Source organism: Curtobacterium sp. GD1, from assembly GCF_020882855.1.
Lineage (GTDB): Bacteria > Actinomycetota > Actinomycetes > Actinomycetales > Microbacteriaceae > Curtobacterium.
The window spans coordinates 1-13,620 of sequence record NZ_JAFEVQ010000038.1; the positions used below are offsets into that span (position 1 = coordinate 1).

At 72.9% G+C, this 13,620-nt stretch carries 12 protein-coding genes; 5 read left to right on the plus strand and 7 right to left on the minus strand.

Annotation, left to right across the window (positions count from 1 at the left end; all coding sequences use genetic code 11):
* Positions 1-185 precede the first annotated feature (185 nt).
* Both JSX79_RS16260 and JSX79_RS16265 read right to left on the minus strand, forming a co-directional pair.
* On the minus strand, positions 186-1,280 hold the full coding sequence (locus JSX79_RS16260; RefSeq protein ID WP_229087146.1) for a LacI family DNA-binding transcriptional regulator: 1,095 nt from the start codon (positions 1,278-1,280) through the stop codon (positions 186-188).
* A gap of 318 nt (positions 1,281-1,598) precedes the next feature.
* Positions 1,599-2,609 carry a LacI family DNA-binding transcriptional regulator gene (locus tag JSX79_RS16265; RefSeq protein ID WP_229087147.1) on the minus strand — a complete coding sequence of 337 codons (1,011 nt, stop codon included), beginning with the start codon at positions 2,607-2,609 and terminating at the stop codon, positions 1,599-1,601.
* A 123-nt stretch (positions 2,610-2,732) separates the two neighbouring features.
* Between JSX79_RS16265 and JSX79_RS16270 the strand changes: the two genes are divergently transcribed.
* The 4 genes from JSX79_RS16270 to JSX79_RS16285 all read left to right on the plus strand — a co-directional run bounded on the left by JSX79_RS16270 (position 2,733) and on the right by JSX79_RS16285 (position 6,719).
* Positions 2,733-4,094 carry an MFS transporter gene (locus JSX79_RS16270; protein WP_217647242.1) on the plus strand — a complete coding sequence of 454 codons (1,362 nt, stop codon included), beginning with the start codon at positions 2,733-2,735 and terminating at the stop codon, positions 4,092-4,094.
* A 56-nt stretch (positions 4,095-4,150) separates the two neighbouring features.
* Positions 4,151-4,492, plus strand: a complete 342-nt coding sequence (locus JSX79_RS16275; RefSeq protein ID WP_071295614.1) for an L-rhamnose mutarotase — start codon at positions 4,151-4,153, stop codon at positions 4,490-4,492.
* A gap of 103 nt (positions 4,493-4,595) precedes the next feature.
* A complete protein-coding gene (locus JSX79_RS16280) occupies positions 4,596-5,510 on the plus strand; it encodes a metallophosphoesterase (RefSeq protein ID WP_071295615.1) in 915 nt (304 codons plus the stop codon).
* A gap of 147 nt (positions 5,511-5,657) precedes the next feature.
* On the plus strand, positions 5,658-6,719 hold the full coding sequence (locus tag JSX79_RS16285; protein WP_071302712.1) for an NADP-dependent oxidoreductase: 1,062 nt from the start codon (positions 5,658-5,660) through the stop codon (positions 6,717-6,719).
* Here the strand turns inward: JSX79_RS16285 and JSX79_RS16290 are convergent.
* The 3 genes from JSX79_RS16290 to JSX79_RS16300 are packed head-to-tail and all read right to left on the minus strand — an operon-like array spanning position 6,716 to position 9,610.
* Positions 6,716-7,606, minus strand: a complete 891-nt coding sequence (locus JSX79_RS16290; RefSeq protein WP_267484544.1) for an ABC transporter permease — start codon at positions 7,604-7,606, stop codon at positions 6,716-6,718. The genes JSX79_RS16285 and JSX79_RS16290 overlap by 4 nt on opposite strands.
* Positions 7,593-8,543, minus strand: coding sequence for an ABC transporter ATP-binding protein (locus JSX79_RS16295; RefSeq protein ID WP_229087148.1), 951 nt, complete (start codon positions 8,541-8,543; stop codon positions 7,593-7,595). Before JSX79_RS16295 ends, JSX79_RS16290 begins: the two co-directional genes overlap by 14 nt.
* Positions 8,540-9,610 (minus strand): outer membrane lipoprotein carrier protein LolA, encoded by a 1,071-nt coding sequence (locus JSX79_RS16300; RefSeq protein WP_229087149.1) that lies wholly within the window; start codon positions 9,608-9,610, stop codon positions 8,540-8,542. The genes JSX79_RS16295 and JSX79_RS16300 overlap by 4 nt, the downstream gene beginning before the upstream one ends.
* 122 nt (positions 9,611-9,732) lie before the next feature.
* Here JSX79_RS16300 and JSX79_RS16305 point away from each other — a divergent pair, with 122 nt between their 5' ends.
* Positions 9,733-11,202, plus strand: a complete 1,470-nt coding sequence (locus JSX79_RS16305) for an FGGY-family carbohydrate kinase (RefSeq protein ID WP_229087150.1) — start codon at positions 9,733-9,735, stop codon at positions 11,200-11,202.
* 131 nt (positions 11,203-11,333) lie between these two features.
* Here the strand turns inward: JSX79_RS16305 and JSX79_RS16310 are convergent, their stop codons facing one another.
* Together JSX79_RS16310 and JSX79_RS16315 are read right to left on the minus strand one after the other, a co-directional pair.
* Positions 11,334-11,816 (minus strand): ribose-5-phosphate isomerase, encoded by a 483-nt coding sequence (locus JSX79_RS16310; RefSeq protein WP_229087151.1) that lies wholly within the window; start codon positions 11,814-11,816, stop codon positions 11,334-11,336.
* On the minus strand, positions 11,813-13,555 hold the full coding sequence (locus JSX79_RS16315) for a dihydroxyacetone kinase family protein (protein ID WP_229087152.1): 1,743 nt from the start codon (positions 13,553-13,555) through the stop codon (positions 11,813-11,815). Before JSX79_RS16315 ends, JSX79_RS16310 begins: the two co-directional genes overlap by 4 nt.
* Positions 13,556-13,620 lie beyond the last annotated feature (65 nt).

The following is a 13,620-nucleotide window of genomic DNA, read 5'->3' on the forward strand; positions in this document are numbered from 1 at the left end:
CTGGCCGACAGTTCACGGGGCCGGCGGCGCGTGAGGTGTCGCTCAGCGCGAAACCTCGCGCGCGCGGGCCACCGCGCGAGACTCGCCTCGGCGGACACTTTCGCGGCTCCGCGCCCGCGAAACTGTCCGCCTCCGCGAGACTCGGGAACGCCGAACGCCGAACGCCGAACGCCGCGCGCGCCCCCTCAGGCCTCGGTACGCCTCGGGTCGCTCGGCGCCGTCCGGGCAGCCACCTCGGCCGCCCCCGCCCGCCCGAGGGTGCTCTCGCGCGGCACGAGCTCGCTCCCGAGCACCACCGTCCGGTGCACGTGCTCCGCGGGGTCCTCGTCGAGCTCGGCCAGCATGAGCTCGACCGCCGCCGCGCCCATCTCCGACCCGTGCATCGTCACCGACGTCAGCGGCACGGCACCGCCCCACGCGACGGAGTTGTGGTCGCAGCCCGACACCGGGATGTCCTCCGGCACCCGGATCCCCGCCGCGCGCAGTTCGGACACGACCGCCATCGCCAGCAGGTCCGTCACACCGAGGATTCCGTCCGGCCGCTCCTCCACTGGCATGGCGGCGATCCGTGCACCGGCGTCGGTCCCGCCGGGAGGGTCGATGTCTCCCGCGTCGATGTCGACGAGCGTGACCTCGGGGTGGGCGGCGACCGCACGGAGCACCCCAGCCCGCCGACGTTCGACGGGCTGCAGCTCCGCGCGTGCGCTGACGAACCCGATGCGTCGGCAGCCGCGTTCGATGAGGTGCTCCGTCGCGAGGAACGCCGCTTGCTCGTTGTCCACCACCACCGAGCACGCATCGACCTCGGTCGGCTCGAAGTTCACGTAGACCACCGGTCGCCCGTGCCGCCGCGTGGTCTCGACCTGCTCGCGGGACTGGGTCATCGGGGCGAGCAGGATCCCCGACACACGTGCGCTCTCGAGGAATGCGAGGTGCTCACCCTGCGCCTGCAGGTCGTCCTCGCTGCTCGTGATGAGCAGGGTCAGCCCACGCTCACGCGCGGCGAGCTGCGCACCGTTCACCATGTCGCTGAACAGGGAGTTGCGGAGGGACATCACGACGAGCCCGATCGCCCGCGTGCTCCCCGAGGCGAGTGCCCGCGCGTTGCGGTTCGGCGTGTACCCGAGGTCGGTGATCGCGGCACGGACCCGTGCTGCGGTCGCGTCGGCCACGCGTTCCGGGTGGTTCAGCACGTTCGAGACCGTCGCGAGCGAGACGCCCGCCCGAGCGGCGACGTGGTGCACGCTCGGCGGTCCGTCGCGCCGGGGGACATGCACCATGCTCCGATCGTAGGCGGACCGGCGCGCCCTCCCGGCCATCCGCCGGACGGGAGGTGCGCCCCACCAGCCGGTTCCGGCGCACCGCGCCAGCGGGGCGACGGCCGTGACGGGAGGCGCGGTGCGGCGCCGACCCGCGCCTCCCGTCCGACGCGGCTCGCCGCCCCGTTCGCCAAAGCGACGGTGTGCCGCGAACGGTCGCCAGGGGTCTGTCGCTCTGCCGGCACGGACGCCACGGCATGCCTGTGTCCTGTCGCTCCGGCGGCACGATCACGGGCACGATCACGGGCGCGCGGCGAAGCGCGCAGCGCCCAGCGCGCCTCAGCGCTCGGCGACGGTGGACTGCCGCACGACGAGCTCGGGCGTGAACTCCACGTGCAGCTGGTCCGTGCCCTGCCCCTGGTCCACCTGGGCGAGCAGCAGTTCGATCGCCCGCCGCCCGAGGTCCTGCGCCGGCTGCCGCACCGAGGTGAGCGGGACGACCGCGGCCTCGGCGAACGCGATGTCGTCGTACCCGACGATCGCGATCTCCTCCGGCACCCGGATCGACCCGCGCATGATGAACGCCTGTTCGAGGCCGACGGCGAGCAGGTCGTTCGCCGCGAACACCGCGTCCGGGCGGTCGGCGGCCGGGCGGGCCTGGATCTCTTCGCCGACGCGCCGACCCTCGAGGACGGAGAGCGACGTGGTCGGGATCACCTCGAGCGCCGCACCCGCCGCCTCGGCCGCGGCGACCGCGCCGGAGTGGCGGTCGGTGACCTGCCGGATGCCGAACGGGCCGCCGACGAAGGCGATCCGCCGGCGTCCGATCGCGGTGAGGTGCGTGACGGCGATGCGGCCTCCGGCGACGTCGTCGACGGAGACGGACGCGAAGTGCTCGTCGTCGGCACGGCGGTCCACGAGGACCACGGCGGTGCCCTGGTCACGCAGTCGCTCGAGGCGGCCGAGGTCGTCCCCGGCGGGGGAGATGAGGAGTCCGGCGACGCGGCGCTCCTCGAAGAGGTCGACGTAGGTGTGCTCGCGGTCGACCGACTCGTCGGAGTTCCCGACGAGGACGGCCAGGCCCTTCTGCATGGCCGCGTCCTCGGCGCCGCGGGCGACGTCGGTGAAGAACGGGTTGCCGCCGTCGAGCACGATGAGCCCGACGGTCGAGCTGCGGCCGGCGCGGAGCTGGCGGGCGGAGTCGTTGCGGACGAACCCGAGTTCGGCGATCGCGGACTGCACGCGTTCGACGGTCCCCGGTGCCACCTTGTCGGGACGGTTCAGCACGTTCGAGACGGTGCCGAGTGACACGCCGGCGAGCGCTGCGACGTCCCGAACGCTCACTGCCATGGGGTCATCCTGGCATCGGGGCGGGCGTTCCGGTGGAGCGACTTGCCCTCCGGTCGAACGACGAGTACCGTCTCCGCAGCACCGTTGAAACGATTCACTGACGAACACGCGAACGGAGGACCAATGGCGGTCCGTATCGGAGCCCGCAACACCACGGGCTGGAAGGCGACGATCTCGGTCGCCATGTCGAACTACATCGAGTCGGGGTCGATCATCGCGATCGCCACGAGCCTCAGCCTCTGGCAGGCGCAGTTCCACGTCGGGGACCTGCAGGTCGGGCTCCTCGCCAGCCTGTCCGCGAACGCGTTCGGCGCAGCGGCCGGCGCCATCATCGGCGGACCCCTGTGCGACCGCTACGGCCGGAAGTTCATCTACACCTACGACCTGCTGCTCTACATGCTCGGGATCCTGCTCGCGGTGTTCGCCGGCAGCTACGGCATGCTCCTCGTCGGGTTCATCCTCACCGGCATCGCGGTCGGTGCGGGCGTCCCCGCGAGCTGGACCTACATCGCCGAGCAGGCCCCGGCCGACAAGCGCGCTGCCCACGTCGGGACCGCGCAGCTCGCCTGGTCGATCGGCCCCATGGTCGGCTTCGCCCTGGCCATCGCCGCCGCGCCGCTCGGGCTCCTCGGCAGCCGCCTGATCTTCGCGCACCTGTTCGTCGTCGCCGCGATCGTGTGGTGGCTGCGACGCGGCCTGCCCGAGTCCACGATCTGGAAGGACGAGCGCGCGGCCACCGGCTCCGCGAACTTCTTCCACGGCTTCACCCAGCTGTTCAGCCGTCGCAAGAACCTCACCGCGATGCTGTTCCTGTTCGGCGTCTACGCGCTCTGGAACACCGTGGCCGGGCAGGCCGGCATCTTCCAGCCCCGCGTCTACTCCGCCACCGGCGTGACGAGCGTCACCGAGCAGTACGGGCTGCAGATCCTCGTGTGGGGCTGCACCGTCGCCGCGACGTACTTCGGGTTCATGCGCTTCGCCGACCGGATGAGCCGGAGGGTGCTCTACGCGATCGGCGCCGCGCTCGCGGTCGTCGCCTGGGCCGTCCTCATCTACGCGCCCGCGAACCTCGGCACGCTGCTGTTCTTCGCGATCGCGTGGGGCATCTCGTCGGGCATCGGCGCGCAGGCGTTCTACGGGCTCTGGACGAGCGAGCTGTTCGCGACCCGCTACCGGGCGAGCGCGCAGGGCGTCCTGTTCCTCGCCGCGCGGGTCATGGTCGGCCTGCTGAGCATCTGGTTCCCGCTCCTGCTCTCCGACATCGGGCTCCGTGCACTCGGCGGGCTCATCCTCGGCCTGCTCGCGCTGTCGTTCCTGGTCGGGACGATCTGGGCGCCGCGGACGCAGGGCAAGACCCTCGAGGAGATCGAGGCCGAACGCTACGGCACCGTCACCAGCGCGACCGGCACGGTCCGCACGCCCGAGGAGCACGCCGCGCGCCAGCAGGCGCTGCGGGGTGCGCGAGACGAGCGGACGCCACGGTGAGCGACGCGGACGGGCGGGATCCGCGCCTCCCGGACGGCACAGGAGGCGCGGATCACGTGACCCGCGTCTGCTTCCGCCTGCAGGTGGGGACCGAGCACCTCGACGCCTACCGCGAGCGGCACGCCGCGGTCTGGCCGGCGATGCTGCGGGCGATCGCGGCCGCGGGACGTCGGAACTACTCGCTGTTCCTCGACGACGACGGCCTGCTCATCGGGTACTACGAGACGGACTCGGTGGCGGATGCCGACGCGTCGCTCGCCGCGTCCGAGGTGGCCGCCGCGTGGGAGGCGCACATGCAGGACCTGTTCGACGGCGCGACCGGGCGGGCGGACCAGGCGGCGCGCGTGCTGCCGGAGGTCTTCAACCTCGAGGACCAGCTCGCGTCGGGCGCATCGTGAGCAGGAATGGTCGGGTCCCGTCGCCGGACCCGACCATTCCTGCTCACTGAACGACGCCCGCGGGGCACCGGGGACTGCAAGGCACCCTCGCTACCGTGGGGCCATGCAGCAGCCCGCAGCCGGGACCCTCCGCGTCCTCCACCTGTCCGACACCCACCTCACGGGCGACGGTGCCCTGCACCAGGGGTCCGTCGACACGACCGCCGCACTCGAGGGTGTGCTCGCCCGGGTCGACGGCGTCCCGGGGATCGGGCTCGTGGTGGTGTCCGGCGACGTGTCCGAGGACGGCACTCCGGAGTCGTACGCCGCAGTGCTCGAGCGCGTCGGCGGCTGGGCGGAACGCCACGGCGCGGCGCTCGTCACCGTCCCGGGCAACCACGACCTCCGCGAGGGGTTCCGACAGGTCCTCGCGAACGGCCACGTCCTCGGCGAGGGCGGCCGGCCGCTCATGCACACCATGGAGTACCACCCTCCGACCGTGCCGGTTTGGGGGCAGTCCCTCGTCGCGGGTCGGCGGATCGTCACGGTCGACACGAGCGTCCCCGGGGTCGGCTACGGCGAGATCGCCGAGGCGTCGCTCGAACGACTCCGCGCCGCGCTCGCCGGCGACCACGCGCCGCACGGCACCGTCGTCGTGCTGCACCACCCGCCGCTGCCGGCACCGACCGCGCTGCACGAGGCCCTGCGACTCCGCAACCCGGAGGCGCTCGCCGACGCGATCCGCGGCTCCGACGTCCGGGTCGTGCTCGCCGGCCACTACCACCACCACTTCGCCGGGACCCTCGCGGGCGTGCCCGTGCTCGTCGCGCCCGGTGTCGCGAACGACACCGACGTCACCGGCGCCTACGACGAGGAGTCCGCGTACGTCGACTCCGGAGCGCTCGTCGTCGACGTCGCCGAGGACGGCTCGGTCTGGTCGACACCGGTCCGCGTGCCGCGGCCGGACGCGGACCCGCTCGCGTTCGCGCTCGACGCGGACACCGTGGCGCGCGTCATCGAGGCGTCCACCGGGCAGTAGACGCACCGTTCGTCGGACGGGAGGGACGGTGCGGGCCCGCACCGTCCCTCCCGTCCGTCGTGTGCGGACGCCGGTACCCCGCGCGTTCGGGTTGCAGTCGGGAACTCCGAGTAGGCCGGTGGCACACCTGGAGCGAAGGAGCACCCCATGCGGATCGGCAGTGCAGTGCAGTACGACCGGTACGGCGACTTCGACGTCGTCGAGCTCGTCCCGCAGGAACGCCCGGAAGCGGGTCCCGGCGAGATCGTCGTCGAGATCGTCGCGGCGGGGCTCAACCACATCGAACGGTTCCTGCGGGAGGGCAAGCTCCAGGACCACATCGAGCTCACGTTCCCGGCTCGTCAGGGCGTCGACTTCGCCGGCATCGTCCGGGCACGCGGCGACGGGGTCAAGGACCTGCGCGTCGGCGACGAGGTGATGGGGCACGCACCGAACGGCGGGTCGCACGCCACCTGGCTCGTCGTGCCGCGCGCTGCCGTCATCAAGAAGCCGGAGCACGTCGGCTGGGAGGTCGCCGGCGGCCTCTACCTGGCCGGGTGCACCGCGGTGTCGGTCGTCCGCAGCCTCAAGCTCGGACCGGAGGACACCGTCGTCATCACCGCCGCGGCCGGCGGCGTCGGGCACATCGAGTGCCAGCTCGCGCACGACGCCGGGGCGACCGTCATCGCGCTCGGCAGCGCGCGCAACCACGACTACCTCCGCCAGATCGGCACCCTGCCCGTCGTGTACGGCGAGGGCGAGGAGGAACGCATCCGTGCGATCGCGGACGGCCGCCCGATCACCGCGTTCATCGACAACCACGGTGAGAGCCGGGCCGAGGAACTCGCGGAACGCCTCGGCGTCGCACCGGGACGGTTCGTGTCGTCCGAGGCGCGGCGCGACATCGAGATCCGGTTCCTGCGGGCGCCGGCCGAGGACGAGGAGACCCGGGAGCTCCTGACCCTCCTCGCGAAGGCCGTGCAGGACCGTCGCGTGCAGGTGCTCATCTCCGGGTTCTACCCGTTCGAGTACATCGTCGAGGCGTACGAGGACCTCGCCGAGATGAAGTCCCGCGGCAAGGTCGTGATCGGGATGCAGACCGTCGAGACCGGTGCACGGATGGACTGGTACCGCTCGGAGAAGGCCCGGGACCTGCGCGACCGGTACGCCGACGCGCGGGGGAACGACTCCGAGACGATGGCGGGCGGGTCGGCGAACCCGAGCGCCTAGCTCAGGACGTCCTTCGTGGTGAACCGGCTGTACGCCAGCGCGCCGAAGACGACGACGTAGCCGAGCTGGAGCACGGCGTTCGACCCGAACGAGTCGAACGCGATCGGGTCGCGGAGCAGGTCGCCGAACCCGAGCCACTGGTGCGAGAACAGGTACGGGTGCAGCCAGTCGAGCTGCGGCAGCTGGTCGAGCACCTGGGACGCCCCGGCGAGCACCACCGTCGCGGCCATCGCACCGACCGGCACGCTCGTCAGGGTCGAGGCGAACAGCCCGATCGCCGACAGCCCGAGCATCGACAGCGTCACGTAGAGCGCGAGCAGCACGGCCCGGCCGGCGTAGGACCAGCCGTCGACCTGCGTGCCCGAGAGCAGGGTCACCGGGCCGATCGGGAACAGCACGGCGCCGATCGCGGCCCCGACCACGACGATGAGGAGCGTCGCGGCGAGGCAGAACGCCACCGCACCGGCGTACTTCACGAGGATGAAGCGCACGCGGCCGGTCGGGGCCACGAGCAGGTAGCGGATGGTGCCGTGGCTGGCCTCGCCCGCGACGGTGTCACCCGCGACCACGCCCACGGTGAGCGGCAGGAACAGCGGGATCGACACGGTCAGCGCGGTGAACGCCACGAACAGCCCGTTGTTCGTGATGTCGCCGAGGAACGCGGGACCGCCGGAGTCGTCGCCGGTCGTGAGCCGGACGGCGACGGCGATGAGGATCGGCACGAGGGCGAGCGCCCCGAGCATCGCCCACGTGCGGCGGCGTCGGAAGACAAGGGCGAGCTCGGAGCCGAGGAGTGCGAAGGGGCGCTGGCGGGGACGCGGGGAGGCGCGGACGTCGTGCGTCTGCGGGTCGTCCGTCGGCACGGTGGCGGCGTCAGGCTGCGACATCGAAGCCCTCTCCGGTGAGGGCGACGAAGAGGTCTTCGAGGGTGCCGCCGCCGACGGTGAGCCCGCGCACCCGGACGTCGGCGCGGACGAGCTCGGTCGTGATGGTCTCGGGCAGGACCTCTGGTGGCAGGTCGGCCACGAGGACGTCGGCACCGCCCTCGTGCCGCGGGGTCAGGCCGAGACGGCTCAGCACGGTGCCGGCCTGCCCGAGGTCGGGCGTCCGGACCGTGACCGTCCGGGCACCGGCGGCGCGGAGCTCGTCGAGCGGCCCCTGCGCGACGAGCTTGCCGGTCCGCATCACGGCGGCGTGCGTGCACACCTGCTCGATCTCGGCGAGCAGGTGGCTCGAGACGAACACGGTCGTGCCGTCGTCGGCGAGGGAGCGGATGAGGTTGCGGACCTCGCGCGTGCCCTGGGGGTCGAGGCCATTCGTCGGTTCGTCGAGCACGAGGAGGTCCCGCGGGGCGAGCAGGGCGTTCGCGAGCCCGAGCCGCTGCTTCATGCCGAGCGAGTACGCGTGCGCCTTCTTGTCGGCCGCGTGCGAGAGCCCGACGCGGTCGAGGGCGCTCGCCACCCGGGTCTTGCGGGTCCGTGGGTCGGAGGTGGGGTCGGCGGCGTCGAACCGGTACAGGTTCGCGCGGCCGGAGAGGTACGGGTAGAACGCCGGACCCTCGACGAGGGCACCGACGCGCGGCAGCACGTCGTGGAGGGCCTTCGGCATCGGTTCGCCGAGCACCTCGATCGTGCCGCCCGTCGCGCTGGAGAGCCCGAGGAGCATGCGGATCGTCGTCGTCTTGCCGGAGCCGTTCGGCCCGAGGAAGCCGAACACCGCGCCGCGCGGGACGGCGAGGTCGATCCCGTCGACCGCGCGCTGCTTGCGGAAGACCTTCGCCAAGCCGGTGGTGCGGATCGCGAGGGCTGTGTCGGGCGCGCTCACTCGGCTGCGGCGACCAGCGCCGACACCGGGACCGCGCCCGCGAGGACCCGGCCGTCGTCGGTGAGGTAGACCGAGACGAGCGAGGTCTGCACCGCGCGACCGCCGTCGACCGAACGGGTCAGCTGGTCGAGCAGCCCGCTGGCGTCGTCGCCGAGCGCGGTCTGGTCGACCGAGCCCTTCGGCAGTTCGGCGATGGTGCTCCAGCCCGTCCCCGTGACCGTCGGCTCGTCGCCGGTGCGTCCGTGTCGGTGCTGCGCGTCGCCCGTGCCGTGGGCTGCCGCGTCGGAGAGGTCCTTCGTCTCGACCGTCGCGCCCGTGGGCGGCGTGAAGTCGAACAGGCGTGCGGCCGGCGCGCCGTACTGCAGGCTCGTGAAGCCGACCTCGACGGCGGGGTCGGACTGGCCCTTCGCCTCGATCGTGGCGCGCAGCGGGAGGCCGGTCTGCTGGTCGACCGCCAGGCGCACGGACCCGACGAGCGTGCCCGTCGACTTCGGCGTGAGGGTGATCTGCCAGGCGTCGTGGGCGGCGACCCGGACGTCCTTCGGCTTCGACACCGTGGTGCTCGGCGTGATCGCGTCGATCGCCTGCTTGGCGATGTCGGACGGCGTCGCGGCGCCGGACCCCGGCGTCCGGGCGTCCTTCGGGAGGGTGACGTGCGTCGCCGTGCGCTCCTTCGAGTCCCAGGTCCAGACGTCGGACCCGTTCCGGACGAGGTCCTGCTCGGCGAGCTGCTGCGTCAGCTGGACGCGCTGCTTGTCGGGGCCGTCGACGTAGACGCGGGCGGTGTGCGACGAGGTGAGGAGGCCGAGCGCGTCCGAGGCGTCGCCCTCGAGCGAGGAGCCGCCGGACCCGGTCGGGAGCTCCGGCAGGCCGAGGTCGCTCGTCTGCACGAGCTTGCCGGAGTACTTCGCGTCGGACGACCCCGCGATGCTGGCGATGACGTCCGCCGCACTCGGGTTCGTCCCCGCGACCGGGTCGCTCGACGCGTTCGCGATCATCGGCGCAGCGACGGCGCCGGCGACGACGACCGGTGCGATGACGGCGGGCAGCCAGGCTGACTTCTTCATCGGTTTCCCCTCGGTGGAGCATTCGGAGTCGGCAGTACGGTACGTCGGCCCGCCGACAGTGGGCTGGGCGTTCGTAGACTCGGGGGCGACCGACGCGGGTCGGTGGCGGCGAAGGAGGCGGCATGCGGGCGGTGCTCGGTCTGGACATCGGGACGTCGAGCACGAAGGCGCTGCTCACGCGGTTCGACGGCACCGTGATCGCCGAGGTCGGACGACGGCACGAGGTCGACCGGCCGGAGCAGGGGCTCGTCGAGATGGACGCCGCGGTGTGGTGGGACGAGTTCACCGCCCTGACCCGTGAGCTGCTCGAGCGGGTGCCGGACGCCGAGGTCGAGGCCGTCGGCGTGAGCGGCATCGGCCCGTGCGTGCTCCTCACCGACGACGACGGGGAACCGCTGCGGCCCGCGATCCTGTACGGCGTCGACACCCGGACGGCCGAGATGCTCCCCGCCGTGACGGCAGAGCTCGGCGGCGAGGACGCGGTCCGTTCCCGGTGCGGCTCCGCCCTCAGCACGCAGGCGGCCGGGGTCAAGCTCGCCTGGGTCGCCCGGCACGAACCCGACGTGTGGGCGCGTGCGGCGCGGTTCACGATGCCGTCGTCACGCGTGGTGGAGCTGCTGACGGGGGAGTACGTCCTCGACCACCACTCGGCGAGCCAGTGCACACCGCTCTACGACGTGCACGAGGACACGTGGATCGACGCGTGGTGCGAACGGCTCGCGCCGGGGCTCGCCATGCCGCGACTGGTCTGGTCGGGTGACCGGGCCGGCACCGTGACGGCCGCGGCGGCTGCGGCCACGGGCCTCCCGGTCGGCATCCCCGTGACGGCCGGGACCATCGACGCCTGGGCCGAGGGCGTGAGCGTCGGAGCCGCCGTGCCCGGGCGGATGTTCCTGCAGTACGGGACGACGATGTTCATGATCGCGCCGACCGACGAGCCGGTCTCGGTGCCGGGGATGTGGACCACCGTCGGGACCCGTCCGGGGCAGCCGAGCGTCGCCGGTGGGATGGCGACCTCCGGGGCGATCACCGACTGGCTCCGGCGGCTCGTCGACGGCGAGTGGTCGACGATGCTCGAGGAGGCCCGCTGCGCCGGCATCGGGGCGAACGGCCTGCTGATGCTGCCGTACTTCGCGGGGGAGCGGACCCCGATCGCGGACCCGGACGCACGCGGGGTGATCGCGGGCCTCACGGTGCGGCACACCCGCGGTGACCTGTACCGGGCGACGCTCGAGGCGACGGCCTACGCGGTGCGGCACAACGTCGAGGTGCTGCGCGAGGCCGGGGTCGAGGTCCATGAGCTCGTCGGCGCCGGCGGCGGGCTGCTCGGACGGCTCTGGCCGACGATCGTCTCGGACGTCACCGGGTTGCCGCAGACGGTTCCGAGCGTGACGATCGGTGCGTGCTACGGGTCGGCGTTCCTCGCGGCCGGGCTCGTCGAGGACGTGGACGTCACCGCGTGGAACCCACCGGCCGCGCGCATCGAGCCCGATCCCGCGGCGACGGCGGCGTACGAGCCGGGCTACCGCGACTACCGCGAGCTGTACGAGGCGACGAAGGCCGTCGTGCACCGGTTGGCCGCGCGCGGCTGACGTGGTGCCGGTCGCTGCGGCACAACGCAAGTGGGCCCGAACCGCGGAAAGACGCGGTTCGGGACCACTTTGGTTGTGCGGAGCGCGGCGGCCCACGCGGAGCGCGGCGGCCCACGCGGAGCGCGGCGGCGCTAAGCGGACGCGTCCACGCCCGCCGGCGCGCTGCCGTCGTACTCGCAGATCGCCGCGACCTTCGACGCGCTCGCGGACGAGCGGTCGAACTCGTAGCCGAGCCACTCCTTCGCCATGCGCCGGGCGACCTCGACGCCGACGACGCGCTGGCCCATGCAGAGGACCTGGGCGTCGTTCGACAGGATCGAACGCTCGACGCTGAACGAGTCGTGCGCGGTGACGGCCCGGATGCCGGGGACCTTGTTCGCAGCGATCGCGACGCCGAGACCGGTGCCGCAGATCAGGATCGCCCGGTCCGCCTCGCCGTTCGCGACCATGCGTGCTGCGTCGACGGCGACGTGCGGGTAGGCGGTGTGCCCGTCCGCGTCGACCCCCACGTCCACCACGGACTCCACCCGCGGATCGGCGAGCAGATCGGCCTTGATGATCTCCTTGTAGTCGAACCCTGCGTCGTCCGAACCGACCACGAGACGGTACGTCATGCGTGTGTCCCTTCCTTGTCTGCTGCACGGGTGGCGAGGACCTCGCCGACCCGCGTGAGGATCATCCCCATCGAGGTGGCACCCGCGTCGGGTGTCCCCAGGCTCTTCTCCGCCAGCGGCCGGGCACGCCCGACCTTCGGCTTGAGGTCTGCGGTCGCAGCGGCTTCCGTGACCGCGACCTGCGCGGCAGCCTGCCACGCCTCGGTGAGCGGCGTGCCAGCATCGACGCCGCTCCGCAGCTCGTCGACGAACGGGAGCAGCGCGTCGAGCAGCGTCTTGTCCCCGCGGGACGCCCCGCCGAGGTGCACGATCGAGTCCGCGAACGCCTGCGCCGCCTCGACGACGTCGGACGCCTCGTACGCGGAGCGGTCGTCGCGGAGCGACCGGCCGAACGCCTCGAGCGCCGCACCCCACAGGACCCCGGAGGTGCCGCCCGCGAACTCGGCCCACGCGTCACCGGCGCGTCCGAGGACGAAGGCGACCCCTGCCTCCTGGCCCACCCGGTCGACCGCCTTGCGGGCCGCACCGATCCCCTTCACCATGCCGCGTCCGTGGTCGCCGTCCCCGGCGACCGCGTCGATGCGGCCGAGCTCCTCCTCGTGCTCCCGCAGGAGCGCGTCGATCGCCTCGATCGCGGCGCGCGCCGTCTGCGCGGCCTGCCTGGAGGCACCACTCGCGTCCGGCACGACCGTCGCCTCGTCCTCGGCTGCGTCCACGGCGTCGGCCGGCACGAGCGCCGCGACCGGCGCCGCCACCTTGCGGTACGCGGGCGTGTACGCGTCGGCCCTCCACAGCGCCTCGAGCTCGTCGTCGAGCCACTGCAGGGTGAGCGAGCAGCCGCCCATGTCGAGGCTCGTGACGAGTTCACCGACCTCGGGCTCGACGACCTCGATCCCGGCGTCCTGCAGGAGCGGGAGCACACGGCCCCAGAGCAGGAAGAGCTCCTCGTACTTGGTGTCGCCGAGACCGTTCAGGATCGGCGCGACCCGGGGGCCGGCGGCGTCCGGGCGGTCCGCGAGCAGCCGCTCGACGAGGAGCGACGCGAGTTCGGTCGCACGGAGGAGCGGGACGTCCTCGATGCCCGGCTCGCCGTGGATGCCGAGCCCGAGGCCGAGGTGGCCCTCGGGGACGGTGAAGAGCGGCTCGGTCGCGCCGGGCATCGTGCACCCGGAGAACGCGACGCCGATGGTGCGCGTCGCCCGGTTGGACGCGGTGCCGATGCGCTCGACCTCGTCGAGGTCGGCTCCGGCGGCCGCCGCGGCACCCATGGCCTTGAAGACCGAGAAGTCACCGGCGATGCCGCGGCGCTTCGACTCCTCGTCGGCGCTGGCGATGTCGTCGGTGACGACCACGATGCGGGTGTCGATGCCCTCGGCGTTCAGCCGTTCGGCCGCGAGCCCGAAGTTCATCGTGTCGCCGGCGTAGTTGCCGAACGACAGCACGACGCCCTTCCCCTGGTCCGCCGCCTTGGCGACCGAGTAGACCTGCGCCGTGGACGGCGAGGTGAAGATGTTGCCGACGACGGCCCCGGTGGCGAACCCCGGCCCGACCACGCCGCAGAACGCGGGGTAGTGGCCGGAACCGCCGCCGACGACGACCGCGACCTGCGGCTCGGCGCCCTCCGTCGGCAGGGCGACGACGCCGCCGTGGACACCGCGGACCCGGTCGGCGTAGAGGGCGAGCCAGCCCGCGAGCTGGTCCTCGGCGAACTCCTCCGGGTCGTCGTGGATCGTGGTCATGGTGCTTGTCCTTCGCATCGAGTGGGGGTGGTGCACCGGGCGACGGCGGGACGGCCGCCGTCGCC